This window comes from Streptomyces spinosus, assembly GCF_020400655.1.
GTDB lineage: Bacteria > Actinomycetota > Actinomycetes > Streptomycetales > Streptomycetaceae > Streptomyces > Streptomyces argyrophylli.
In genome coordinates, this window is sequence record NZ_JAINRC010000010.1 from 63,135 (window position 1) to 87,779 (window position 24,645).

The 24,645-nt window shown below is 73.3% G+C and carries 20 protein-coding genes; 6 read left to right on the forward strand and 14 right to left on the reverse strand.

The annotated features are described in order from the left end of the window. Positions 1–476: 476 nt before the first annotated feature. The 3 genes from LG395_RS19815 to LG395_RS19825 all read left to right on the forward strand — a co-directional run bounded on the left by LG395_RS19815 (position 477) and on the right by LG395_RS19825 (position 6,588). Positions 477–4,562 carry a discoidin domain-containing protein gene (locus tag LG395_RS19815; protein ID WP_225810689.1) on the forward strand — a complete coding sequence of 1,362 codons (4,086 nt, stop codon included), beginning with the start codon at positions 477–479 and terminating at the stop codon, positions 4,560–4,562. 143 nt (positions 4,563–4,705) lie between these two features. Then, positions 4,706–5,566, forward strand: coding sequence for an NAD-dependent epimerase/dehydratase family protein (locus LG395_RS19820; RefSeq protein ID WP_225810808.1), 861 nt, complete (start codon positions 4,706–4,708; stop codon positions 5,564–5,566). Between the two features lie 122 nt (positions 5,567–5,688). Beyond that, positions 5,689–6,588 (forward strand): LysR family transcriptional regulator, encoded by a 900-nt coding sequence (locus LG395_RS19825; RefSeq protein WP_225810690.1) that lies wholly within the window; start codon positions 5,689–5,691, stop codon positions 6,586–6,588. A gap of 9 nt (positions 6,589–6,597) precedes the next feature. Here LG395_RS19825 and LG395_RS19830 read toward each other — a convergent pair whose 3' ends face one another. The 10 genes from LG395_RS19830 to LG395_RS19875 form a co-directional block, all read right to left on the reverse strand. Further along, positions 6,598–7,983, reverse strand: coding sequence for a vWA domain-containing protein (locus tag LG395_RS19830; protein WP_225810691.1), 1,386 nt, complete (start codon positions 7,981–7,983; stop codon positions 6,598–6,600). Continuing rightward, positions 7,980–9,284: an AAA family ATPase gene (locus LG395_RS19835; protein ID WP_225810692.1), complete on the reverse strand. Its 1,305-nt coding sequence runs from the start codon at positions 9,282–9,284 to the stop codon at positions 7,980–7,982. Before LG395_RS19835 ends, LG395_RS19830 begins: the two co-directional genes overlap by 4 nt. A gap of 127 nt (positions 9,285–9,411) precedes the next feature. Next, the gene (locus LG395_RS19840) at positions 9,412–10,929 is read right to left on the reverse strand and encodes a hypothetical protein (RefSeq protein ID WP_225810693.1); all 1,518 of its coding nucleotides are present in this window, start codon (positions 10,927–10,929) and stop codon (positions 9,412–9,414) included. 161 nt (positions 10,930–11,090) lie between these two features. Next, the gene (locus tag LG395_RS19845) at positions 11,091–11,663 is read right to left on the reverse strand and encodes a DoxX family membrane protein (RefSeq protein WP_372463442.1); all 573 of its coding nucleotides are present in this window, start codon (positions 11,661–11,663) and stop codon (positions 11,091–11,093) included. Positions 11,664–12,119: 456 nt separating this feature from the next. Next, a complete protein-coding gene (locus LG395_RS19850) occupies positions 12,120–12,383 on the reverse strand; it encodes a WhiB family transcriptional regulator (RefSeq protein WP_171159195.1) in 264 nt (87 codons plus the stop codon). A gap of 66 nt (positions 12,384–12,449) precedes the next feature. Further along, entirely contained in the window at positions 12,450–13,166 is a 717-nt protein-coding gene (locus LG395_RS19855; protein WP_225810694.1) for an alpha/beta fold hydrolase, read from the reverse strand. 204 nt (positions 13,167–13,370) lie between these two features. Further along, positions 13,371–14,186, reverse strand: coding sequence for a helix-turn-helix domain-containing protein (locus LG395_RS19860; RefSeq protein ID WP_225810695.1), 816 nt, complete (start codon positions 14,184–14,186; stop codon positions 13,371–13,373). 81 nt (positions 14,187–14,267) lie between these two features. Further along, complete coding sequence (locus LG395_RS19865; RefSeq protein WP_225810696.1) at positions 14,268–15,137, reverse strand: alpha/beta fold hydrolase; 870 nt, start codon at positions 15,135–15,137, stop codon at positions 14,268–14,270. Between the two features lie 280 nt (positions 15,138–15,417). Continuing rightward, positions 15,418–16,671: a PucR family transcriptional regulator gene (locus LG395_RS19870; RefSeq protein WP_225810697.1), complete on the reverse strand. Its 1,254-nt coding sequence runs from the start codon at positions 16,669–16,671 to the stop codon at positions 15,418–15,420. Positions 16,672–16,993: 322 nt separating this feature from the next. Continuing rightward, on the reverse strand, positions 16,994–17,284 hold the full coding sequence (locus LG395_RS19875; protein ID WP_171159190.1) for a DUF6355 family natural product biosynthesis protein: 291 nt from the start codon (positions 17,282–17,284) through the stop codon (positions 16,994–16,996). A 416-nt stretch (positions 17,285–17,700) separates the two neighbouring features. Between LG395_RS19875 and LG395_RS19880 the strand changes: the two genes are divergently transcribed. Beyond that, positions 17,701–18,993, forward strand: a complete 1,293-nt coding sequence (locus LG395_RS19880) for a ThuA domain-containing protein (protein ID WP_225810698.1) — start codon at positions 17,701–17,703, stop codon at positions 18,991–18,993. Positions 18,994–19,131: 138 nt separating this feature from the next. Here the strand turns inward: LG395_RS19880 and LG395_RS19885 are convergent, their stop codons facing one another. The 3 genes from LG395_RS19885 to LG395_RS19895 are packed head-to-tail and all read right to left on the reverse strand — an operon-like array spanning position 19,132 to position 21,413. Next, positions 19,132–20,412 carry a protein kinase domain-containing protein gene (locus LG395_RS19885; protein ID WP_225810699.1) on the reverse strand — a complete coding sequence of 427 codons (1,281 nt, stop codon included), beginning with the start codon at positions 20,410–20,412 and terminating at the stop codon, positions 19,132–19,134. Position 20,413: 1 nt separating this feature from the next. Continuing rightward, entirely contained in the window at positions 20,414–20,755 is a 342-nt protein-coding gene (locus LG395_RS19890) for a hypothetical protein (protein WP_225810700.1), read from the reverse strand. A 10-nt stretch (positions 20,756–20,765) separates the two neighbouring features. Then, the gene (locus LG395_RS19895; RefSeq protein ID WP_225810701.1) at positions 20,766–21,413 is read right to left on the reverse strand and encodes a DUF7019 family protein; all 648 of its coding nucleotides are present in this window, start codon (positions 21,411–21,413) and stop codon (positions 20,766–20,768) included. 189 nt (positions 21,414–21,602) lie between these two features. Between LG395_RS19895 and LG395_RS19900 the strand changes: the two genes are divergently transcribed. Next, complete coding sequence (locus LG395_RS19900) at positions 21,603–22,391, forward strand: SAM-dependent methyltransferase (RefSeq protein WP_171159185.1); 789 nt, start codon at positions 21,603–21,605, stop codon at positions 22,389–22,391. A 127-nt stretch (positions 22,392–22,518) separates the two neighbouring features. After that, positions 22,519–23,328 (forward strand): maleylpyruvate isomerase family mycothiol-dependent enzyme, encoded by an 810-nt coding sequence (locus LG395_RS19905; protein ID WP_225810702.1) that lies wholly within the window; start codon positions 22,519–22,521, stop codon positions 23,326–23,328. A 34-nt stretch (positions 23,329–23,362) separates the two neighbouring features. On the opposite strand, the gene LG395_RS19910 is transcribed toward LG395_RS19905, so the two are convergent. After that, positions 23,363–24,463, reverse strand: a complete 1,101-nt coding sequence (locus LG395_RS19910; RefSeq protein ID WP_225810703.1) for a PP2C family protein-serine/threonine phosphatase — start codon at positions 24,461–24,463, stop codon at positions 23,363–23,365. Positions 24,464–24,645: the final 182 nt, after the last annotated feature.

Consider the following 24,645-nt stretch of genomic DNA (forward strand, 5'->3'; position numbering starts at 1 on the left):
ACGTGCCGCCGGACCGTGGTCCCACCGCTCACACCCGTCCCGGCGCGGATGTGTCCCGCCGTCACCTCGCCGGCCGCCATCGATCACATGTGCAACCACCTGGCGCACCCATGCTGGCCTCCCACCCCACTCGGCAGGGCTGGCCGAGTGGCGCCCCGCGCCGCCAAGGCCGCATGGCAGGAATACGACGCCCTGAGAATCCGCTCGAACCCCCCGCACGCCGCACCGGCCGGAGCGCAGCACACCCCGGCCCGCCCGCACGCGCACGGACCGACGACCGTGCCCTTTCCTCATTCGCTATAGCCATGGTCCGCCAGAACCCGTCACAAGGCGGCGGAACCGGTCAGACATCGATCCACGCCTCAGGGGTTGACACGGGCCGCTGCGCCACCCAGCCTTTGGCAACGTTGTCATTCCTCCTGCGTCAGACCCGGAGAGGTCCGGACCGCACCGCTTTTTGATGGGACGTCACGCTCATGACAGATCAGTCGGATCCGTCGCGGCATCCGTCGCGACGGGCCATCGTCACCACGGGTACCACCCTGCTGGCCGGGTTCGGCCTCGGCCTGCCTTCTGCGGCGACCGCGGTCGCCGCGCCCGGCGGCGCGCCGGTGGACTCCGCCGCCTCCCCCGGTGAGCTGGCGCTCTACCGGCCGGTCTCGGTCTCTTCGACGGCCTACGCCGCCACCCCCGGTTCCTTCGTGGTCGACCGCCTCTCCTCCCCCGGTGTCAGGGGCAGCGGCTGGCGTGCCGAGGGCGGCGACCCGCAGTGGATAGCCGTCGACCTCCAGGCGGCCTGCGAGGTCACGCGGGTCCGCCTCACCTTCGAGGCCGACGCCTCCGACCCGGTGTACACGCCGCCCACCAGCGGCAATGTGCACAGCGGCACCACCGGCGACGAGATCCAGTCGAGCTTCTCGCTGGTCTTCGTGGTCGAGACGTCCGTGGACCACGAGTCCTGGACGACGGTGTACAGCACCACGGCCGGCACCGGTGGCGTCGTGGACGTCCAGCTGCCCCGCCCGGTGTCCGCGCGCTGGGTGCGCATGACCTCGCGCAAGCGCTCCAGCCCGCTGCCCCTCGGCCTCAACGGCTTCGAGGTGTACGGCACCGCCAAGGGCCACCGGCCCTCGGCCACCGGCTGGACCGACTGGGGTACCCGGCACGACGAGGCACCGGCGCTCACGGTCGCCGACGACGGGACCGTGCCCGTGGAGTCGGGCTGGCGGCTGACCATGGACGACTGGGCCGGTGCCGACGGCGCCGGTCTGTCGAAGACGTCCGTCGACACCAGCGGCTGGCTGCCCGCGACGGTTCCCGGCACGGTGCTGGGCTCGCTCGTGGAGCAGGGCAAGCTGCCCGACCCGGTGGCGGGTCTGAACAACCTGCGGGTACCGGAGGCGCTGTCGCGCCACTCCTGGTGGTACAAGCGGGACTTCGCGTTGCCGCGCGCACTGCGCGCCGGCGCCGGCCGGCACGTCTGGCTGGAGTTCGACGGCGTCAACCACAAGGCCGACGTGTGGCTCAACGGCAAGCGGGTGGGCGACCTGACGTACCCGTTCGCCCGTGCCGCCTTCGACGTCACCCGGCAGCTCGCCGAGAGCGGCGAGAACGCGCTCGCGGTGAAGATCACGCCGATGCCGGTGCCGGGCAGCCCGGGTGACAAGGGGCCGGAGGGCGAGTCCTGGGTGGACGCCGGCGCGCAGCAGATGAACCTCAACTCCCCGACCTACCTGGCCTCCTCGGGCTGGGACTGGATGCCGGCCGTACGGGACCGCGCCGCGGGCATCTGGAACCACGTCCGGCTGAGATCGACCGGTCACGTCGTCATCGGCGACCCTCGCGTGGACACCGTGCTGCCCGCGCTGCCGGATGTGTCGGTGGCCGAGCTGACCATCGTCGTGCCGGTGCGCAACGCGGACACCGCCGACCACCAGACGACGGTCACGGCCGCCTTCGACGGTGTGCGGGTGTCGAAGACGGTGACCGTGAAGGCGGGCGCGGGCCTGGACGTCGTCTTCACGCCGGATGCCTTCGGCCGGCTGAGGCTGCGCGAGCCCGAGCTGTGGTGGCCGAACGGTCTGGGCGAGGCGCGCCTGCACGACCTCACACTCACGGCCACGGCCGGCGGTCAGGAGAGCGACCGGCGCACCACCCGCTTCGGCATCCGCCAGTTCGGCTACGAGTACGACGTACCGCTCGCGTTCACCGCGTCCGGCGACGCCTACACGCAGACCGTGACCTTCGACCGGCAGCAGGCCCGGCACGTCCGCGTCCGCTGCCTGACACGGGCCACCTCCTGGGGCAGCTCCCTGTGGACCCTGTCCGTCCGGGACGGCACCCGGCCGGACACCGACCTCGCGCTGCACGCCCACGCCGAGGCGTCCAGCACCGACCAGGACGGCAACGGCGCGGCCAACGCCACCGACGGCGACCCCGGCACCCGCTGGTCCTCCGCCTACGAGGACGACCAGTGGATCAGGGTGGACCTCGGCTCCGTCCAGTCCTTCGACCGGGTCGACCTCACCTGGGAGCAGGCGTACGCGAAGACCTTCGTGGTCCAGGTCTCCGCGGACGGCTCGGACTGGACCGATGTGAAGTCGGTGGACAACGGGGCGGTGCCGCTGCCGTTCAACAACGGCAACGCCAGTCTCCAGGTGGAGGACTTCGACCGGCGGACCGCGCGCTACGTGCGCCTCAACTGCGGTCTTCGCAACACCAGTTGGGGCAACTCGTTGTGGTCGCTGTCCGTCGTCGACCGCAGTGAACCCGGCACCGACCTCGCCCTGCGCCAGAAGGCCACCGCTTCCACGGAGGAGTCCGACCACCCCGCGTCGAACGCCACCGACGGGAACCCGAACACGCGCTGGTCCTCCGCCTACGAGGACCACCAGTGGATCCAGGTGGACCTCGGCTCCTCGCGGGCGTTCGACCGCGTCGCCGTCGTCTGGGAGACCGCGTACCCGAAGTCGTACACCATCCAGGTGTCCGACGACGGCGACACCTGGACCGACGTGAAGACCGTCTCGAACACCCCCGATCCGCTGAAGATCAGCGTCAACGGCGTACGCGTGCTGGCGCGCGGCGGCAACTGGGGCTGGGACGAACTGCTGCGCCGGATGCCGGCGGAGCGCATGGACGCGGCGGTGCGGATGCACCGGGACATGAACTTCACGATGATCCGCAACTGGGTCGGCAGCAGCGACCGGGAGGAGTTCTTCGCCGCCTGCGACCGGCACGGCATCCTGGTGTGGAACGACTTCCCGAACGCGTGGGGCATGGACCCGCCGGACCACGACGCCTTCAACGCGATCGCGCGGGACACCGTGCTGCGGTACCGCATCCACCCGTCCGTGGTGGTCTGGTGCGGCGCGAACGAGGGCAACCCCCCGGCCGCCATCGACAAGGGGATGCGGGAGGCGGTGGAGCAGCAGGTGCCCGGCGTGCTCTACCAGAACAACTCGGCGGGCGGCATCATCACGGGCGGCGGCCCCTACGGCTGGGTCGAACCGGAGAAGTACTTCGACCCGATGACCTACGGCAGCCGTGACTTCGGCTTCCACACCGAGATCGGCATGCCCGTCGTCTCCACCGCGGCGAGCACCCGCAGCATGACGGGCGACGAGCCGGAGTGGCCGATCCGGGGTGCGTGGTACTACCACGACTGGAGCGAGCGCGGGAACCAGGCGCCGCAGAACTACAAGGCCGCCATCGAGGCCCGGCTGGGCGAGTCCGGTGACCTGGACGACTTCGCCCGCAAGGCGCAGTTCGTCAACTACGAGAACACGCGGGCCATGTTCGAGGCGTGGAACGCCAACCTGTGGGACAACGCCTCCGGTCTGATGCTGTGGATGTCCCACCCGGCCTGGCACAGCACGGTCTGGCAGACGTACGACTACGACTTCGACGTCAACGGCACCTACTACGGCGCCCGTTCGGCCTGCGAGCCGCTGCACGTGCAGGCCGACCCGGTGAAGTGGCGGGTCATCGCGGTGAACCACACGTCGGCGGACCTGCGGGGCGCCACCGTCACCGCTCGGCTGTACGACCTGTCCGGCCGGCAGCTCGGCGGGGGCAGGACGGCCCGGGTGGACGTGGCACGGTCCTCCACCACCGAGGCGTTCACCGCCGCGTGGACGGACGGCCTGCCGGACCTGCACCTGCTGCGGCTGACGCTGGAGGACTCCCGGGGCAGGGAGCTGTCGCGGAACACCTACTGGCGCTACCGCGAGACCGCCGCGCTGCGGGAGCTGAACAAGGCGAAGCAGGTGAAGCTCACGGGTGCGATCACCCGGCGGTCGCGGTCCGGTGACCGCGAGGAGCTGACGGCGGTGATCCGCAACCAGGGCTCGGCGGTGGCCGCCATGGTCCGGCTGTCGCTGCTGGAGGACGCGCACGGCAGGCGGGTGCTGCCGACGCTGTACAGCGACAACTACCTGTGGCTGCTGCCCGGCGAGTCCCGCACCGTCCGGCTGTCCTGGCCCAAGGGGGCGAGCGCAACCCGGCATCCGGTGCTGACCGCCCAGGCGTACAACGGCCCGGCCGCGATCCTGCACGGCTGAGCCACCCCCTTCTCCGGCGCCTGTGATGCCCTTCGGGTATCACAGGCGCCGGAAGAGGTCTTGGACGCGGCTCCTTCTCCGGGCGCAGGCTGATCAGCGAAGTCGGCGACATCACCGAGCTACGGAAGACAGGAGCCGTGACCATGAAGATCTTCCTCACCGGCGGATCCGGATACATCGGCAAGACCACGATCAGTGCGCTGGTCCGCCACGGGGACACCGTGGAGGCACTGGCCCGCAACGACCGCGCCGCCGGGACGGTCGCCTCCCTCGGGGCGACACCGGTGCGCGGCGGACTGGGCGACCTCGGTGTGCTGAACGCGGCGGCGGCCCGCGCGGAGGCGGTCGTCCACCTGGCGCAGGCCGGAACCGGGGACGAGGACCTCGCGGCGGCCACCGCGATGCAGGACGGCGTGGGCACCGGCACCTATGTGCACACCGGCGGCACCTGGGTCCACGGCGACACGGACGGGGTCGTGGACGAGACCGCCCCCTGGAACCCGCCGTCCCTGGTCGCCTGGCGCGAGCCGGTGGAGGACGCCGTGCTGCGGCGTGCGCGGCAGGGCGGCCGTCCCGTCCTGGTGCGGCCCGGTCTGCTGTACGGCGGCGAGAACCGCCTGATCGACATGTTCTACGCCGTCCCGGGCAAGGAGGCGGGCGCCGTTCCGTACATCGGCGACGGCGCGAACCGCTGGGCGCTGGTGCACGTCGACGACATCGCGGAGCTGTACGTCGCCGCGCTGAAGGCGGCGCCCGGTTCGGTGTACGTCGGCGTGGGCGGGGTGAACCCCACCGCCAGGGAGTGCGCGCTGGCCGTGGCCCGCTCCGTCGGCCTCGACGGCAAGGTCGCCTCCCTCACCCTGGAGCAGGCCCGTGAGCGGATGGGCCCGGTCGCGGACGCCTTCGCCCTGGACCAGCAGTTCACTCCGGCGCGCGCCGAGGCGGAGCTGGGGTGGACGCCCGCGCACACCGACCCGCTGGCCGTCCTCGCCGGCGAGGAGTGACCCGGGCCGGGACGCGGCGGGCGCCGTCCGTGACGGCTTCAGCGTCGAGCGGGACGGTAGATTCGTGCACGAATACCTCGATCGTCCCACAGGGTCTCGAAGAGAATGAGCGGTGAGTCCGGGTGGATGTCGACCTGCGCAAGCTGCGGTATTTCGTGGCCGTGGCCGAGGAGCTCCACTTCGGGCGCGCGGCCGAGCGGCTGCACGTCGCGCAGCCGGTGCTGTCGCGGCAGATCCGGAGCCTGGAGGACGACCTGGGCGTCGAGGTCTTCGCCCGGGACCGGCGCGGCACGCTGCTCACTGCGGCCGGGCAGCAGTTGCTGGAGGACGCCGTCCCGCTGCTCGCGTCGGCCGAGGCGCTGCTGCGGCGGGTGCGGACGGCGGCGCGGGGCACCCCCACGCTGACCGTCGGCTTCATGCCCGGCATCACCCTCACCCCGGCCACGGCCCTCTTCACCGCCCGCCGCCCCGGCGTCGACGTACGTCTGCTGCGCACCAGCTGGGACGACCAGGTGGAGGTGCTGCACGACGGCCGGGCGGACATCGGCGTCGTGCGGCTGCCCGTCGACCAGCGGGGCCTCCAGGTGCGGCCGCTGTTCCGGGAGCCGCGCGTCGTCATGGTGCCGGCCGGGCACCGGCTGGCGGACAGGGCGTCGGTGACCGTCGGCGACCTCGCCCCCGAGCACCTGCTCCAGGACCCGGACGCCGTACCCGAATGGCGTGACGTGGCACTGGAGCTGCGAGAGCGGCGGCGGCCCCGGGTGCCCGCGATCCACCAGGTGGAGGAGAAGCTGGAACTGGTGGCCTCCGGCGCCGGGATCTGTGTGCTGCCGTCGTCCACCGCCGGCTTCTACACCCGCCCGGACGTGATCGCGCTGCCCGTGGCGGACATCGGCCCCAACGAGGTGGCCCTGGCGTGGGTGGCGTCCCGGCGCTCGCCCCTCGTCCACGACTTCGCGGAGGCCGCGGCACAGACCCTCGGCCGGTCCCGGCCCGGGACACCGCCGTCGCCGGCAAGCTGAGGATCCTCCTCAGCCGATCGTGACGACCCGTGCCCACGGTGGTGGGGTGTCCGGGACGTAGTCGGGGTCGTTCTCGTCCACGGCGTGGGCGGGGCGCGGGAAGAGACCGACGACGGTGCGGCAGGGCGGCTGGGCGGAGGGCCACGGGGTCTGTCCGTCCGTGAGGGCCACGATGACGTCCGGGCGGGGACGGGAGCGCAGCGCCCGGGTGAAACCGGAGCGCAGATCGGTTCCGCCGCCGCCGACCAGTGCGAGGTTCTCGGCGCGGCAGAGGGGGACGGCGATCCCGGCCGCCGCGTCGCAGGAGATCACCGAGACCAGGTCGCGCCGTCCGCCCACCGCCCGCGAGATCGCCGCGACCTCCAGCAGCGCGCTGCCCAGTTCGGCGTCGCTCACCGACCCGGAGGTGTCGATCACGACGCAGACCCGGGGCGGCTTGCGGCGCAGGCTCGGCAGCAGTACTCCGGGGACACCGGCCGAGCGCCGGGACGGACGCCGGTAACTGTGGTCCTCGCCCGCCCCCGGCGCGCCCGTCGCCGAGCGGACCGCCGCCCCGAGCAACTGCCGCCAGGGCTGCGGCGGGTGGAACACCTCCTCGGCCCATCGGCGCCATCCCTCCGGCGCGTGGCCGGGCCGGCCCCTGATGCCCTCGGCGACCCGGAAACGGACCGCGTCCCGCTGCTGCCTGCTCAGCCCGTGCGCCCCGTCGGGTCCCAGCTCCCACGGCCGGGCCTGCCCGTCGGCACCGCTGCCGCAGTCCAGCCAGGCCAGGTCCGCGGTGAGCCCGGACAGCGACGCCGTGCGCAGGTACTCCTCCATGAGGAGGTTCTCGGGCAGCCGCAACGCGGACGGGTGCACCGCTCCGGCAGGCCGGGGCAGGCCGTCGCCGTAGATGTCGTCGTTGATCTCGAAGTCGGCGGCGATGTTCCGCCGTAGCCGCTCGCGGCTCTCGGCCCCGCGGGCCGCCGTCCCGCCTCGCCCGCCCGGCCCCTGCTCCTCGCGCTCCCGCGCGTACCGCTCACCGCGCGCGTGGTGGTCGCGGAGCAGGTGGGAGACCTCGTGCACCCAGACGCCCGCCAGCTCCTCCACTGGGGTGCGCGCCACGAACCCGGGCGAGACGTAGCAGCGCCAGTGCGCGTCCACCGCCATCGTCGGCACCGAGCGGTCCTCCACCACGTGCAGCGCGAAGAGGGCGGCGGCCAGGTAGGGGCGGACCCGCACCGCGTGCAGCCGGGCGGCCAGCAGCTTCTCCTGGTCCAGCGGCAGCCCGGGACGGTCGTACGGCCCACCGGAGACGGTCGGCTCGGGCGGCGCCGCGGCCCGTACCGGGCGGGGCGGCGCGGGCCGGGGCACGGGACGTGGCGGCGGCCCCGGGCGCTTCGCGTCCCCCGTCATCGGCGCGTCCCCGGCGCACGCCCGGCGTCGGCCGCCGTGGCCCGTCCCACGGACCGTTCCGCCCGCCGGGCGAGGCCGACCACCCCGGCCAGCCGCTCCACCGCCTGCGGCACCTCCCAGTCGTCGCGCCGCAGCGCCGCCAGCGCGGTCGCCGGCGCCACCAGCAGGTCCGGGGCGCCGGTCTCCAGGGCCCGGACCAGTACCGCCCAGCCCGCCTCCCATCGCCGCCGCTCCGGCCGCGCTCCGACGGCGGCCACCACCGCCTCCAGCGTCGCCTGGCGCAGGTCGCCCCGCTCGGGCAGTTCGGCGCGGGCGGGGTCGGCCAGCAGCGACTCCGGGTCCGGCAGGTCCATCCGGTCCAGGTGGGCGAGGAGTTCGAGCCCCGGGCCGTCGCCCACCGCGCCCCGTACCAGCAACGCCAGCACCTCGCGGGAGACGGCGGCCGCCGTGCCGAAGGCCAGCAGGGTCAGCGCGGCGTCCCAGCTGCGGGGCGAGGGCCAGGCGGTGCCGCGCCGTGTCTCCGTGCCCGGCAGCCGGTGGATCAGCGTGGGCCGGGCCCGCAGGAAGCCGCAGACCGCGCGCCGGGCGTGGGCCACCGCTTCCGGCAGCCGCTCGGGCACCAGGCGGGGCAGCTCCGCCCGGGGCCAGGTCCCGCCGAGCCCGCGCACCACCACGTCCGGGTCGTGCACCCAGTGCAGGTGCACGAACCGGTTGGCGAGCGGCGGGCTCAGCTCCCACCCGTCCGCCGCGGAAGCGCGCGGATTGGCGGCGGCCACGATCCGTACGCCCCGCGGTAGTTGCAGGGCGCCCACCTTCCGCTCCAGGACGACCCGGAGCAGTGCGGCCTGGACGGCGGGGGTGGCGGTGGAGAGTTCGTCCAGGAACAGCAGCCCGCGTCCGGCCCGCACCAGCTCCACGGCCCACTGCGGCGGCGCCATCGGCACGCCCTGCACCGCCGGGTCCTCGCCCACGATGGGCAGCCCGGAGAAGTCGGACGGCTCGTGGACACTGGCGATCACGGTCGTCAGCGGCAGGCCGAGGGAGTGGGCGAGCTGTGTCAGGGCCGCGGTCTTGCCGATGCCCGGTTCGCCCCAGAGCAGTACGGGCAGGTCGGCCGCGACGGCCAGGGTGAGTGCCGCGAGCTGGTCGTCGGGGCGGGGCTCGGTGGTGGTGGTCCGCAGGAGGGCCAGGAGGTCGTCGGCGACGGCGAGCCGGGCTCGGGTGCCGGACGGGCCGGCGGGCCGGGGTGCGGGCGCGCCGGCGGCCGGGACCGCGGTCCGCGGGAGGGTGCTGGAGGTCATGGGCATCACCTGGGTGGGATGGGGGGGACGGGAGGGCCCGTCCGGTGGTCTTGGGGCAGGGGGCGGCGAGGTCAGGGCGCCGCCGGGTGAGGGGGCGAGCCGGGTGGGCCGGGCCGAGGAGGCCCGGTCAGCGCATGAGGCCGGTGCGTGGCCGGGCCCGGCTGCTGCGCTTGCGGAGCATGGCGTGCGGGGCTCGGCGGTCGAGCCGGGGGCGGTGGCCCGGGTCGGTGTGCCCCGCGTCCGAGACGTTCCCGCCTCCGGCGGTACGGGCGGCGGGGTGCACGGTGACCAGTCCGGAGCGGAAGAGACCGTGGTCGACGCGCCGGGTCGCGGCCGACTCCAGTTCCCGCCGGAGCGGCCCGTCGGGCAGGAGGGCGCCGGGGCCGAGGAGTCCCTCGACCACGGTCAGCGCTCCGGTGACGTCACCGTGGAGGAGCCGCTCCCGGACCGCGGGCAGTGCCTCCGGGCTGCGGTGCACCGCGTCGATGGCCCGCAGGCAGGGCAGCGCCGGCCCGCCGAGCGCCCCCAGCAGTTCCTCCCGCCGTAGTTCGCCCGGATCGTGGTCGACCGCCGTCAGCACGCCGTCCCGCAGCGCGATCCGGTGGACCTCGCCCCGGCACCGCACCCGGTGCGGGTCGTCGGGCCCGGGCGCCGGTCCGGCCGCCGTGGCCGGGCTCCGCTTCGCCAGTGCCGCGGCGACGAGCGGATGCAGGCGATCGGCCGTGACGAGTCCGGCGCGCAGCAGCTCCAGATCGGGCAGGACGCGGGCCGCCGCTTCCGGGAGCACGGGAAGCGCGGCGACCTGCTGGGACGGCAGTGGCTCCCGCGGCGGCCGGAACACCGGGGCGTGGCTGTCGTCGGGTGCGACGAGTTCGAGCACGGCGTGGCTGCGGGCGCCGAGGCGCACGGTGAAGGCGCCGCGAGGGTGGTGGCCCTCGGCACGCAGCAGCAGCTCCGCCTCGGCGGCCCAGCGGGAGACCGCCCACGACGCGTCGCCGCCGGGACCGTCCGGACGAGCCGGGTCATCCGGACGGCCCCAGAGATCCGGCGGGGCCGGGCGAGGCGTTCCCTCGGAGCGGCCGGGCGGGGGCATCGGCGGCCCGTCCGCGCCGCATCGCCGCGCGAGTTCGCCGCTCCGCCCGGCGTCCCAGAGGTGCCGGTGCAGGTCGAGGCGGTGGCGCCGGTCGGGGTAGGGGTGCGGGTGGTGTCCCGGGACGCTGCTTCCGGGCCCCTCCCACAGGGTCAGCGACATGCGCTGCCCGGCGTCCACCCGGACCGGTGGTGTCCGCACCACCAGGTGCAGCGGTGTGCCGCCCGAACCGCCGTAGCGGGCGAGGGAGAGGGTGAGGCCGGGCCGGAGCCGTCCGTCGGGAGCGATCCGGGGCATGTGCCAGCGCAGCAGATCCGGCGCCAGCCGGCGCAGATCCGCACGGAGCCGGGCGGCGGCGTCGGTGCCGTGGCGGTTGCGCACGGCGCGCAGATCGAGGTCGACGTCGACGCGGGCGGCGGCGCAGGCCCCCGACCAGTCGCCGACCGCACGGCGCGCGGTCGCGGTCTCGATCATGGACGGTGGCACGGCGTACTCGCGCACGCTCTGCCACATCGACAGGCGGGAGGGGATGTCGTTCGCGAAGTGATGTGCCATCAGCACTCACCTTGCGCGGACGATTCCCCCAATCCGTACGAGGAGAAGGTCTTCATCCCCCGCATCGTAACCACACCGCTGACGATCTGTCCCCGAATATCGCGCGCCCCGTGCCGGCGGGGCTGCGCGCCCCCTGCGGAGGTGGCCATGGGCGTCGCGGCCTACAAGCCGAGGGAGAGGGCGGCTCCGAGGCCGCCCAGGCCGAGGGCGACGGCAGCCTCCGTCCAGCCGCCCCTGCCCCAGCGGAAGAAGCGGTCGGCGGCCAGCCGGCCGGGGCCGATGGCGGCCACGGCCAGGGCGGCGACAGCGATCGCCACGTTGTACTCCACGCCCCCGTCCGTGTCCCACGGGCCGTGGGCGGCGGTCACCGTGACCATCGCGTTGATCATGACGCCGATCAGGGCGGCAGCCGCGAGCGGGGTCAGCAGCCCCAGGGCCAGACCGAGACCGCCGAGCAGCTCGGACAGACCCCCGATCACGGCGAAGAGCTTGCCCGGGCGAAACCCCAGGGACTCGAAGGCCTTGCCGGTCGCGGTCAGGCCGCCGCCTCCGAAGAGACCGAAGACCTTCTGGGCGCCGTGCGCGGCCATGAACAGGCCGAAGGTCAGCCGCAGGAGCAGCAGGCCACAGTCCGCAGCGGTCACCGTGGGCCCTTCGGGAGCCGCCGTGGCGCCGGGCCGCGCCGCCGCCTGAGGGGACTGCGGAGAACGGTTCAGGATGTGTTTGATCAACATGGCAATGATCCGGTCGGAGCGCCGAAACGGGCGTTTCCCCCAGCTCGTGCGGATGCCGAGCGACCGATGACGTGCGGGTGCGCGCCACACACCAGGCACAGGGCACACAGGCCTCACAAGCGATCCTTGCGGTGCGGGGCCCGTTGTGCATCTGGGCGGCACAGCGGACACGGCCGGACGTCCGGGCTCACTGTGCCGACGGTGACCTCCAGGTGCACGGCCCGAGGGACCGGCCCCGGTGTCCCCCGTGTGGACGTCGGGCGATCCGCGGGTCGCCTCCGCTGACCCCGCCATCGGCGCCCTGGCCGTCCGCCGCCTCGGCACCGTCACCGTCCCGGTGACCCCCTGCGGTGTCACGGGCCGCGCGCCGAGGTCGTCCGATGACCTGGCGGCCGGTGTGACCGGGCCTTCCCGGACACACCGGCCCGCCGCGACCGCTTCCGGCGCCGGCCGGCCTCACCGCGGAGAGGCGGCGCGGCGTTCGGCCTCCGTACGGCCTCCCCACACGCCGTACCGCTGTGCGGAGGCCGCGGCGAAGCCGGCGCAGGCAGCGCGCACCGGGCAGTGCCCGCAGATCTCCTGCGCCCTGCGCTCGCGCCGGCGCCGCGCGGAGCCCCGCTCGCCGGGCGGTGAGAAGAACACCGAGCTGTCCATGCCCCGGCAGGCGGCCTCGGCCTGCCATTCCCACGTCCGCAGAAGCGGCTTGAGCGGTGTCGTCATCGGCTGGTCCCTTCTTTCGCCTGTGGTCTCGTGCGGGGGGTGGCACGCGGGCGGACGCGTGCGGGGTCAGCTCACGGCGTGGACGGCGTCGCGGATGAGCCGGGCCACGGCCGTGGGCTGCGAGAGGGTGACGGCGTGCGAGGCGCCGTCGATCTCGACCACGGTCGCCCCGGCCCGCGCGGCACCGAAGCGCTCCACGTCCGGAGCGATCACCCGGTCCGCACCCGCCACCAGGGCCCATGACGGTTTGCTCCGCCACGCGGCGGCAGTGGCTCTCTCCTCACAAGCGGCCAGGGCGAGGGGAGGCTGACAGGAGGCGAGCACCTCGGCGACCGGGGCCGGGACATCGGCGGCGAACACCGTCGCGAACGCCTCCGCGGTGAGCGTCACCTCGACGCCCTGACCGCCGCCGGGGACCGGGTAGCTCCACCGCCTGAGCTCGCCCGCCGGTCCGGTGGGCGGAAAGCGGCCGTGGAGTTCGGACAGGGTCTCCCCCTCCTCCAGCACGGGGGCGGCGACGTAGACCAGGGCGACGACGTTGTCGGCGGTGCCCGCCTCGGTGATCACCGCGCCGCCGTAGGCGTGCCCGGCCAGGACGACGGGGCCGTCGATCTGCGCGGCCACCGACGCGATGTGCGCGGCGTCGGCCGCGAGGCCGCGCAGCGGGTTCGGCGGGGCGAGGACCGGGATGCCGTGGCTGTGCAGCTCGGCGACGACGCCGAACCAGATCGCCGTGTCGGCGAACGCCCCATGGACCAGGACGACGGTGGGGGTGGGGGGCATGGCGGGGTTCCTTCCCGGTACACGGGTGTGCCGGCGAGCGGTGGCCGGTCAGGGGGCGGGCGCCGGCGTGCCGGGCGGCTGCAACGGCGCGGCACAGGTGGCCTCGTGGGCGGTCTCGGTATGCGCCGCTTCGGCGGCGGGAGACGAGGGTGGACGGGCCGGCGGATGCGTGAGGCGGTGGGAGGCGGGTGGGAGGCGGGCGGCTCAGGCGTCGCAGGACACGGTGGCCTGCCACTCCCTGGGGGTGATGCCGTAGGTCTGCCGGAAGAGGCGGCTGAAGTGGGAGGGGCTGGTGAAGCCCCAGCTGTGGGCAACGGCGGCCACGGTACGGCGCCGGCCGCGCAGTTCGGCGCGGCAGGCGTCGAGTCTGCTCTGCCGTATCCAGGCGCTCACGGTGGTGCCGCCGGACTGGAAGAGCTTGTGCAGGTAGCGCACCGAGATGTGGTGTGCCCGGGCGATCGACTCGGGCGCGAGGTCCGGGTCCATGAGGTTGTCCTGGATGTGCTGCTGGATCCGCGTCAGCATGTCGTGGCCGCCGGGGGCGGGGCGCCGTCCGCGTGTCTGGAGGACGTCCCGGACGAGGAGGGCCACGAGGTCGGCCGTGTTCAGGGCGAGGCGGCGGCCGCCGGTCAGACGCTGGTGGCGTGGGGTTCCGGCGAGTGCGGTCAGGAACTGCGAGACCAGGGACGTCAGGCCGCTGCGGCCGTCCAGGTGGGTGTGCGCGACCTCGCGCAGGTCGGCGGCCGACGCGTCCAGCAGGCACAGGGGGATGCGGAAGAGGGCCAGGTTCTCGCCGGGGGGAAGGAGGGCGTGATGGAGGGCGGCGCCGAGGAGGATGTCGCCGGGCTCCAGCCGCAGCGGGGAATCGTGCGGGAAGAGCACCGGCTCACCGGAGACGTTGACGGCCAGACAAAGGTGCTCGTCGTCGTCGCCGACGGCCGGCCACGGCAGGTTGATGAATGGGCCTGAATCATTTCCCGGGTGTGGAGCGGACGGTTCGTGTCCGGTGGTTTCGGGCATGGCAGGGCTGATCGACCGGGTCACATCGGGCTCCCGTCGTTTTCTTTTTCGTGTTCGGTTCTTCAGAAAGGGCAGCCGTGTTCAGGTGTTCACGTCGGTGGGATCCGCTGGATCCGGCTGCTCGGAGAGGAATGCGCCGACGACGTCGTTGAAGGCGGGCGGGTTCTCCAGGAAGGGAAAGTGGGAGTTGGCCACCGTGGCCGGGAAGATGTGGAGCCGCGCGTCCGGGATCCGCTGGGCGACGAACCGTTGCGACCGCGGGTGGACATGACTGCCGTCGCATCCGATGACCAGCGTGGGCACGTCGATGCGGGGCAGCACGTCCCGCCAGTCCTGTGCGCAGTGGTCGAAGAGGAGCGGAACGGCCGCGTGAGCGGGGGTGGCCCTGATCTGCTCGGCCACGAAGGAGAGGATGCCGGGGTCGGGATCGCCGGAGAACATGCCGCGGACGAACTCGTACCGTGCCTGTTCACCGCCCGGGCCGGCGAGCTCCGCGCCGAGCGCGACCAGACCGGCCACGTCGAAGACGGCACCCGACTGCTGTCGCTCCCGCGACGACATCCACGGGACCGCGGCGACGGCCGCGGGCTGGTCCACGGCGACGAAGCGCCGGATACGGCCGGTGCCGTACTGGTCGACGAAGCTCCACCACACCGAGGCCCCCATCGACCAGCCCAGGGCGTCGAACCGGTCCAGACCCAGGTGGTCGACGAGGTCCCGCACATCGGCCGCGAAACGAGCGACGCGATTACCGTGGTGCGGCTTGTCGGACACCCCGTGTCCCCGGAAATCCAGGGTGATGACGCGGTGCGCGGGGGAAAGTCCCCGCACCTGATGGCGGAACATCTCCTGCGTCTGTCCCCAGCCGTGCAGCATGACCAGCGGGAATCCCTCTCCCCCGCTGTCCCGGTACACCAGCCGGACTCCGTCGCCGGTCGTCAGCTGTTCCACGGCCCCCACATCGACTCCTTCTCGTACTCCGCCGCCACGGCATGCTCCGCGGCGGCGGGTTACGTCTTCTTTTCACGGAGCCGGCCTCGGCACGGCGCCCGCATACGGAATTCTGTGCCACCCGGAACTCGGCGCACCACCGCGCTCCGTAGTGATCGGCCGGCGGAATCTTCGTCATTCTGTAGGAGGCTGGTACGGCCTCCCCGCGCCGTGTAGTGATCGGCCGGCGCGTGGTGCGTCATTCCGTGGGGCGGGCCCGGTTCCGCCCGACGTGACCCGTTCAGACGGCGGGCTGGATATCGCTCTCGGCCTGGAGCAGTTCGAGGGTGCGCAGGCCCAGGTGCAGGACCAGGCGGTCGCCGCCGTTGTCGAGGTCGAGGCCGGTGATCTCCTGGATCTGGCGCAGCCGGTAGTACAGCGAGGTGCGGTGGATCCCCAGGGCTTCGGCCGTGCGCGGGATGGATCCGGCGTGTTCGAGGAAGCACCGCAGCGTCTCCTCCAGGCGCCGGCCGCCGGGGCTGTCCAGCAGCAGGCGCAGCGGCGTGGGCACCAGTGACGGGGTCAGGGCGTGGTCGGGTACCTGGAGGAGTACGGCGAGGTCGCCCAGCGACTCCCACGCGCCGACGCCCTTGAGGTGGGGCAGGCGGCGCGCGGCGCGGGCCGCGACGAGGGCCTGCGCGTGCGAGGTCCAGGCGTCGGCGAGGCCGTCGTGGGTGCCGCCGATGCCGAGGACGGGGGCGGCCGAGGCGTCCAGGTAGGCGGCGAGGGCCTCGCGGACGGCCCTGGCCTGGTCCCCCAGCTCCTGTGCCGTCAACGGCCGCGCGGAGACCTGGAGGAGGACGGCGCTGTCCGGTGTGGCGGCCATGACGCCGTCCGCCGAGCGGGTGCGCACGTACCCCTCCAGGGAGGCGCGCAGCGCGATCTCCACCTGTCCCGGCGGTTCCGTCGAGCGGGAGACCTGGACGACGCTCACCACCGCGTGCGGGGCGTCGGGCAGGAGGCCGCCCTCGAGGATCTGCCGGCCTGCCGCGGCGCGGGCGGCCTCACTGGTGCCGAGGAGGGAGTGCAGTGTCTCGTGGAGGTCCACCTCGCCCGCGGAGGCCGCGAGCTGGTCCGCGCGGAGCTGGGCGCTGATCGCCGGCAGCGCCTGCGCGATGCTGTCGGTCTCCTCGCGGGTGAGTGTTCCGTCCGGTGCGACGATCATCAGCAGGCCGAGCAGTTCGCCGCGCTCGCGCAGCGGGACGCAGTAGCGGGTGAGCAGTCCCAGGTCGTCTCGGCCCGGGATGAGACCCGGCTTCGTCCAGCGGGCCACGCCCTGGTCGAGGACGTACCGGATGGCGACGTCGTCGGCGCGGCCGCGCAGCAGGCTGCGTATGCGGACCGGGTCCTCGTCGCCGAAGTGCTGGCTGGAGCAGATCAGCCGTACCAGGGGGTCGTCGACGACCACGGACCGCCGCAGCCGCTCGGCGAGTTGCTCGATCAGTCCCTGCAGCGCGTCGCTGCCCACCCGGACGCGCAGTCGCCGTTCGGCCATGGCGTCTCCCTCCCGCTCACCCGGCCTTTCTACAAGCCGTGAAAGGGCCGGTTCAAATCTTCGACAAGGTGCGGAAGACCCTGCCGGAGGCCACGGGAGGCGCCGGGTGGGGGCGGTACGGAGGGGCGGGGGCGCGCCGGGGACCCCTCCGGGGCGGGGGGACGCCCGGTGTTTGCCTCACAGCGCACCGCCTCTGGTCCCCGAGCGCACGGAAGAGCTGCCGCCCTTGCGGTGGCGGTCCGGCCGGCACCCGCGCGAGAGTGCACTCACAGGACAGTTCCGGTGCGCTCGCGGAACACTGGGCCGGGGTGCCGCGCGAGGGTCAGCAGGTGCGGCCCGTGTAGTGGGCGCCCTGGATCCTGGTGGCGGAGCCCAGCCAGGTCCGGCCCGGGGCGACGCACCGCTCGTAGTCCGGTGCCAGTGCCACCTCGACCTTGATCACCACGTGGGAGCCGTCGGAGGTGCAGTGGTTGTAGTAGGCGTCGGAGCCGGTCTCGTAGAAGCCGCACGGATCGGCGGCCGCCGGGGTCGCGGTGACGGTGCCGGCGCTCAGGAAGGCGAAGGCGAGGGCGAAGGCACCGAGGGTACTGGTCAGCTGACGACGGACACGCACGACGAACTCCTCGTGGGGTGCGGGAGGGAAGAAGCTGTGCCGCCCGGGCGGCGGGGCGCCCGGGACACGCGTCCATGCTCATGGACAGCGGCGGCCCGGTAGGCCTTCCGCCTGCTCCCTTCACCCGGCGAATCATTTCCTCGCTACGCCATCCGGGTCATGTGTCCGGACCCGCGCCCGGGGCGGCCGCGGGCCGACGGGAGAAGCGGAACCTCTCCCCCGGTCCCGTTGGTTACACGTACTCAACGCACCCGGTCCCGTGGGGACTTTCTTGACGTCAGCTCTTGACGGGTGTGGTCCAGACCTTTAGGTTCACCGGCCAGCAGCATCTACGCATACGACCAGCACTCACGTTCATGAACGCCTTCGCTCATGCCTGGACCCCGTCCCGGGCCGGGCCGAGAAGGGAGCATCGGATGCAACAGGTGAGATCCGGCGCGGCACGCATCCCCATGTGGCTGGCCTTTCTCCTCGCGGCGCTGGTCGGCCTGACGGCGCAGCCACCCGCCCAGGCCGCGCCGGCCGCGGAGCCGTTCCGTGTGCTGGCGCTGTACAACGGCACCTGGGACGCCGCACACATCAGCTTCGTCCACGAAGCCAACCAGTGGTTCCCCCAGCAGGCGGCGGCGAACGGCTTCACCTACACCGCCAGCAACAACTGGGACCTCCTCGCGAACGGCGGTGTCAACAGCTACCAGGTGGTCCTCTTCCTCGACGACCTGCCCCAGTCGGCCGCCCAACGGGCGGGCTTCGAGCAGTACATGCGGGCCGGCGGCGCATGGATGGGCTTCCACGTCTCGGCCTTCACCACCGACGCGCAGAGCTGGCCGTGGTACCACAACCAGTTCCTGGGCAGCGGGAACTTCCGCTCGAACACCTGGGGTCCGACCACGGCCGTCCTGCGCGTGGAGGACCGTACGCACCCCTCGACCCGGAACCTGCCCGCCACCTTCACCTCGTCGGTGAGCGAGTGGTACAGCTGGTCCAACGACCTGCGCCAGAACCCCGACATCAAGATCCTGGCCTCCATCGACCCCAGCAGCTTCCCGCTCGGCACGGACCCCAACCAGACCTGGTACAGCGGCTATTACCCGATCCTGTGGACGAACACCAAGTACAAGATGCTGTACGCGAACTTCGGCCACAACGCGATGAACTACGACACCAACACGGCCCTGTCGTCCACCTTCGCCAGCGCCACGCAGAACCAGTTCGTCCTGGACGGGCTGAAGTGGCTGGGCGGGGCGGCGTCGTCCCAGCCGCCCGCGGACGGCATCTCCGAGACCGCCTGGTACACGCTGCGCAACACCGGCAACGGAACGTGTGCCGACGCCCGTGCCGCCGGCACGGCCAACGGCACCGTCGTCCAGCAGTACACCTGCAACTCCACCACGGCACAGCAGTTCCAGTTCCGCTCCACCGACAGCGGCTACACGCGCATCGCCGCCCGCGGCAATGCGCAGCAGGTCATCGACGTCGTCGACCGTTCCACGGCGGACAACGCGCCCTTGCAGCTGTGGTCCTACGGCGGGGGCACCAACCAGCAGTGGCTGCCGGTGAAGGAGGCCACCGGGCGGTACCACTTCACCGCCCGGCACAGCGGGAAGTGCCTAACCGCGTCCGCCACGGCCGCCGACAGCGTCCAGCTCACCCAGCGGACCTGTGACGGCTCCGGCGCCCAGAGCTTCCAGCTGGCCGCCCAGCCCTGATCGCCCGGCCGCCCCGGTCCCGCCCGTCCCGGCCGCACACCGCCGCCCCGACGCCCCGACGCCGCGTCCGCCGCGCAGCCGCGGACACCGCGCCGGGGCGGCACTCGTCACGGCTCCCGGCCGCGGCCGGCGACCCGCTCACAGCGCCTGGCGGATGGCACGTGCCAGGTCGGCCGCGGTGGTGAGGGCGATACGGGGCTCGTCGACGAGAGCGGCGTCGATGACCGCGGCGAGACGGCGGGGCAGCGTGGGCAGCCGGTCGCGTACGGGCACGACCGGCTCGCGCAGGACGACGGCGACGGGATCGGCGTCCGCCGGGAAGGTGCGTGGGGGCGAACCGGTGAGCATCCAGTACAGACAGGCCGTCACGGCCCACAGGTCGACCTCCGGCAGCACGTACTTGAAGTCGATGACCTGGCCCCGCGGCATGAAGGCCAGACTGCCGCCCATCGCACCGGTGAGGGTGTGACCGGACAGCCCGGCGCTGTCGAACGCCTTGGACAGCCCGAAGTCGGCGATCTTGACGGTCGCGTGGTCCCTGGCCCCGGTGAGCAGGAGGTTCTGCGGTTTGATGTCGCGGTGCACCAGTCCCCGGTGCGTCGCCGACGTCCCGTCGGCCAGCCGTACCGGCACCTGCGCCGCATGCGCGTAGCGCAGTCCCCGCAGCGCCTGGAGGGTCACGCCCACCGCCTGCTCGACGCCCAGTCGGCCGCCGGCGCGGGCCACGAGGCCGGCGACGCTGCCCAGCCGGCAGAACTCGCAGGTGAAGTAGAAGGTGCTGTCGTGCACCCCGCCGTCGTGGAAGGCGACGACGTGGGGATGGCGCAGGGCGCGCGTGCAGGCGAACTCGCGCAGGAAACCCTCGCGGGCGGAGGGATCGACGGCGCGGTGGGCCGGCAGGGTCTTCAGCGCGAGGAGTTCACCGGTCTCCTCGTTCCGCGCGAGGTGGACGACGCCCTGACCGCCGCGGCCGAGTTCCTGGAGCAGCCGGTAGCCGCGGATGCCGGCGAGTCCCGGCTCTCCGGCGTCGGCCGCGTCGAGGAGCGTGTGCAGCGCGTCGACGGGATCGGGTGCGCCGTCGTACGCGGGCGAGGGTCCCTCCTCCGCCTTGACGGAGACGCCGAGCACCGCGCCGCCGACGCGGATCTCGTCGCCGTCGGCGAGGTCCCGCCCGGCCGGTCCCGGCGCCAGCCGTGTGCCGTTGACGTAGGTGCCGTTGCGGCTGCCGAGGTCGCGCACGCGCAGGTGCGGGGGGTTCACGTCGAGCAGGCAGTGGTGCCGGGACGCCTTCGTCTCGGTGTGGGGCAGCCGGATCCCGCATTCGCTCGCCCGGCCGACCAGGCAGGTGGTGCGGTGGGTGAAGACGTACGCGGCGGTCGCGGGCGCGCCGCGCGGTTTCAGGGTGACGGAGGACGGCATGTCACCAGCTGTGGTCCCGGTCGAGTTCCCAGCAGCACACGGAGTCGGCCCCGGCCGCGGCGCGGGCCTGTTCGGGGGAGCAGTAGGCCGGGGTCCTGTGCGGGTGCAGGCCACAGACCCACACAGGTGCCGGCCCCACCCAGGTGCCGGCCTCCGCCTCGAACCGGTGTCTGCCCGCCTCGGAGGCGACCAGATCCGGGCGGGGCGTCCTGACCGCGAGGTCCACGTTCCGGCCCCGGTGCCGGACGCGCTGGACCGCCCCCGTGCCGCCGCCGCACACGTCGTCGAGCGCCTCGTACGGTTCGAGGACCACTGCGCCGGGCCGCCAGGTGCCGAGGGCCATCGCCGTACCGTCAGTCCGCCAGGGCCACGTACAGGGGACTGCCGAGCAGTACCCGCATGCCGGGGCTGGCGTCGAGTTCGGGATAGGGGCTGGGGCCGGACAGCAGGCGCCGGGCGACGAACTCCACGGGCTGCCGGGGACCCCGCAGCAGGCGCCCGGCGGTGTGCACCCAGGCCAGGGACGACTCCTCGGCGGGCGGCGTCGCGCTGTCGGCGGCGAACGCCGAGGCCAGACCGGACAGGAGCGTCGGCACGGAGGACGGCGCGAACTCCTGTGCCTGCGGGGCGCTCGAGCCGAGCACATGACCGCCGGCGCCGCCGAGACCGAGGATCGTCTGTCCGGTCCGGCCGCCGAAGTACACCAGTGACCCGCCGTTCCCCCCGTCCAGGGGCCCCCACTGCATGGGCAGGGTGCCGCGGAAGTACGGCCCCGGTTCGTCCACCGATCCGGTCTGCCCGGTCTCGTCCAGGTGCCGCAGGACGCGCTCCAGTTTGGCCGTCCGGTCCGGCACCGGTGCTTCGACGCTGCGCCTGGCGCTGAACAGTTTGACGCTCACGCCGGCTTCGGTGGTGCTCCTGCGGCCGAAGTCGGGGTCGATCTGCGCGAGCAGCATGTCGACCTTGGCGTCGCTGATGTACAGGTAGTACCGCACCGTCACCCGCCGAGGTTATCGCGCAACCGCCGTCCGGGTCCCCGGTTTTCGCCCGGGGGGCCGGAGGCCGGGCGGGGAGCCGGGCCGGCCGCCGGTCCAACTCCCGCTCACCGCACGGCGCGAGGCACGTGGGGGGCGCGAGTAGGATGATCGAACACATGGCCTGAACCGCTCACCCCGCGCAACGGAGCTGCTATGACGACCGATTCACCGGCGCCCCTGGAGATCGACACCAGCAAGGCGCATCCCGCGCGGGTCTACGACTGGCTGTTGGGCGGCAAGGACAACTACCCGGTCGACGAGGCCGTGGGGGTGCGGCTGCCGGCCGAGGCGCGGGACGCGGCGCGGCAGAACCGCCAGTTCATGCACCGGGCCGCCGCCTGGCTCGCCGGGCAGGGCATCGACCAGTTCCTCGACATCGGTACGGGCATCCCCACCCAGCCCAACCTCCACCAGATCGTCCAGGAGATCGTGCCGACGGCGAAGGTCGTCTACACCGACAACGACCCGATCGTCCTGCGCCACGCCGAGGCGCTGCTGATCAGCGGCGACGAGGGCGTCACCGACTACATCCAGGCCGACGTGCGGGAGGCGGACTCCATCGTCCGGCACGCCCGCCGGGTCCTGGACTTCGACCGGCCGATCGCGCTGTCGCTGATCGCGCTGATGCACTTCATCACCGACGAGCAGGACGCCCACGGGATCGTCCGGAACCTGGTCGCCACGCTGCCTCCTGGCAGTCACCTGGTGCTGTCGCACGCCGCGTCCGACCTCTATCCGGAACTCGCCGCGCAGGTCACCGCCGAGTACGCCAGGGGCGGCATCAAGCTCGGTTTCCGCACGCGCCCGGAGGTGGAGCGCTTCTTCGACGGCCTGGACCTCGTGCCGCCCGGCCTGGTGACGGCCACGGAGTGGGGCGTGTCCAGTACCGAGACGGCCCCGGAGGGCAGCGGGATCTACGCGGCGGTGGCCCGGGTTCCGTGACCCCGGTCCCGGCCCGCGGCGGTACGCCCCCCGCGCCGCGTCGAGTTGCCTTCGAGTGGACTGAAGCCCGCACACTGATCGCGACGACGAGACCGGCACCCGTGCCAGGGCAGAACGGCGGCAGAAGATGGCGACGACGAACGGGGCGGGGCATCCCCTGCCGTACGACACCTACCGAGCGGCGATCGAGCGGGAGACCCGCCGGTTCGCCGAGGCGGTGCGGGGCGCCGACCTGGCCGGTGCCGTGCCCTCCTGTCCCGACTGGACGCTTGCCGACCTCGCCCGGCACGTGGGAACGGTGCAGCGCTGGTTCGGCACCCTGCTGACCCGGCGCGTGCAGGAACCTCCGCGCAGCCGTGACGTGGAGCTGGGACTGCCGGACGACCCGCGGGACTACGCCGACTGGGTGGCGGCCGGGGTGCCCGGGGTGGCGGCCGTCCTGCGCGACACGGACCCCGGCGCGGCGATGTGGACGTGGGGCGAGGACCGGCACGCCCGGTTCTGGGCCCGCCGGATGCTGTTCGAGACGCTGGTGCACCGGGTGGACGCGGAGCGCGCCGTCGGCCGGGAGCCGGACGTCGATCCCGTACTGGCCGCGGACGGCGTGGACGAGTTCCTCGTCAACCTGCCCTACGCGGGGGTCTTCGCCCCGGGTGTGACGAAGCTGCGCGGCGACGGGGAGATCGTCGCCTTCCGCTGCACGGGCCCCGGTGGCGCGGCCGGTGAGCAGTGGCGGGTACGGCTGGACGCGGACGGCTTCCGGCTGCTGCCGGCCGGCGGTGGTGCCGGGTCCGGCCGGGAGACGGTGACGGTGCGCGGGCAGGCGGCGGACCTCCTGCTGCTGCTCTACGGGCGGCGGTCGTACCAGGAGCCCGACTTCGACGTCTCGGGGGACGTCACGGTCCTCGACCGCTGGGTCGCGCACACGGCCTTCTGATCCGGCGCGCGGCCCGGGGCGCCGCGCGCCGTGCTCAGCCGGGCGGTGGTGCGGCCGGTACGGACGGCTCGCCGGCCGGGAGGCGGACGGCGAGCGCCGCGATGTCGTCCTGCAGGCGGTCGCCGCTGTAGGCCAGCAGGTCCTGGTGGAGCCGTTCCAGGAGCTCCCGCGGCGGCAGGGAGCCCCACGAGCGCAGGCGCTGGAGCAGCGGGTAGAAGGAGCCGGCCGCGTCGCGGGTCTCCGTGATGCCGTCCGTGTACAGCAGGAGCTGGTCACCGGGCCGGAAGGAGTAGGCGTCGACGTGGTACGGCTCCCCCAGCAGCACCCCGAGGTTCAGCGGCGGCGCCGAGCGGCCCCGGTCCAGTTCGCACACCTCGCCGGAGCGGATGCGGACCGGGGGCGGATGGCCGCAGTTGACGACGCGGATCAGCTGTTCCCCGAGGGGGATCTCGGCGAAGACGGCGGTGACGAACCGTTCGCCCACCTCGCTGCCGCCGAGCAGCACGGCCCTGCGGTCCATGCTCGTCTCCACCCGGTCGGCCAGGGCGGGCAGGGCGAGTTCGTCGTGCGCCGCCTCGCGGAACGCGCCGAGCAGCGCCGCGGCGGTCTCCACCGCGAGCAGCCCCTTGCCCCGGACGTCTCCGATGAGCAGCCGGACGCCGTACCGGGTGGGGACGGCCTCGTACAGGTCGCCGCCGATGCGGGCTTCCGCGGCGGCGGACCGGTAGAGGCTCTCCAGGTGGAGGCTGCCGATCTGGTGCGGAACGGGTCGCAGAAGGACCCGCTGGGCGATGTCGGCCACGAAGCGTACGTCAGCCAGGGTGCGCTCACGGTGGACGCGGTGCGCGGCCAGGATCATGCCGAGGACGCCGACCAGTCCGGTGCAGATGTAGGAGGCCACGTAGTGGCGGTCCCACAGGTAGCCGACCGCACGGCCCGCGCAGCACGGAGTACCGGCCAGCACGCCTTCCAGGACGACGGCGAACACGGTGGCGCCGCCGACGACGGCCGGGACGTGGGCGAAGGCGGCCACGAGCGGCAGGGCGATCAGCATGAAACTGACGGGCCACTCCACGGGCGTCACCGGTTCCAGCAGTAAAAGAGCCGCGACGTACAGGACCGGTAGCCAGCGCATCCATGCCGGAGGGGCCGACAACCGCGTGAGCGCGCCGGCTCCGTCCTCCGGCTCCCGACCGGTATGTCCGTCCCTCGGCATACGTGGTCTTCGCACACGGACTCCTGTCACAGGAACTCGACAAGACGTCCAGCCTGGTGCGCGGGGCCGCGACGCGCCGTGATTGCTCCACTCAACGGCAT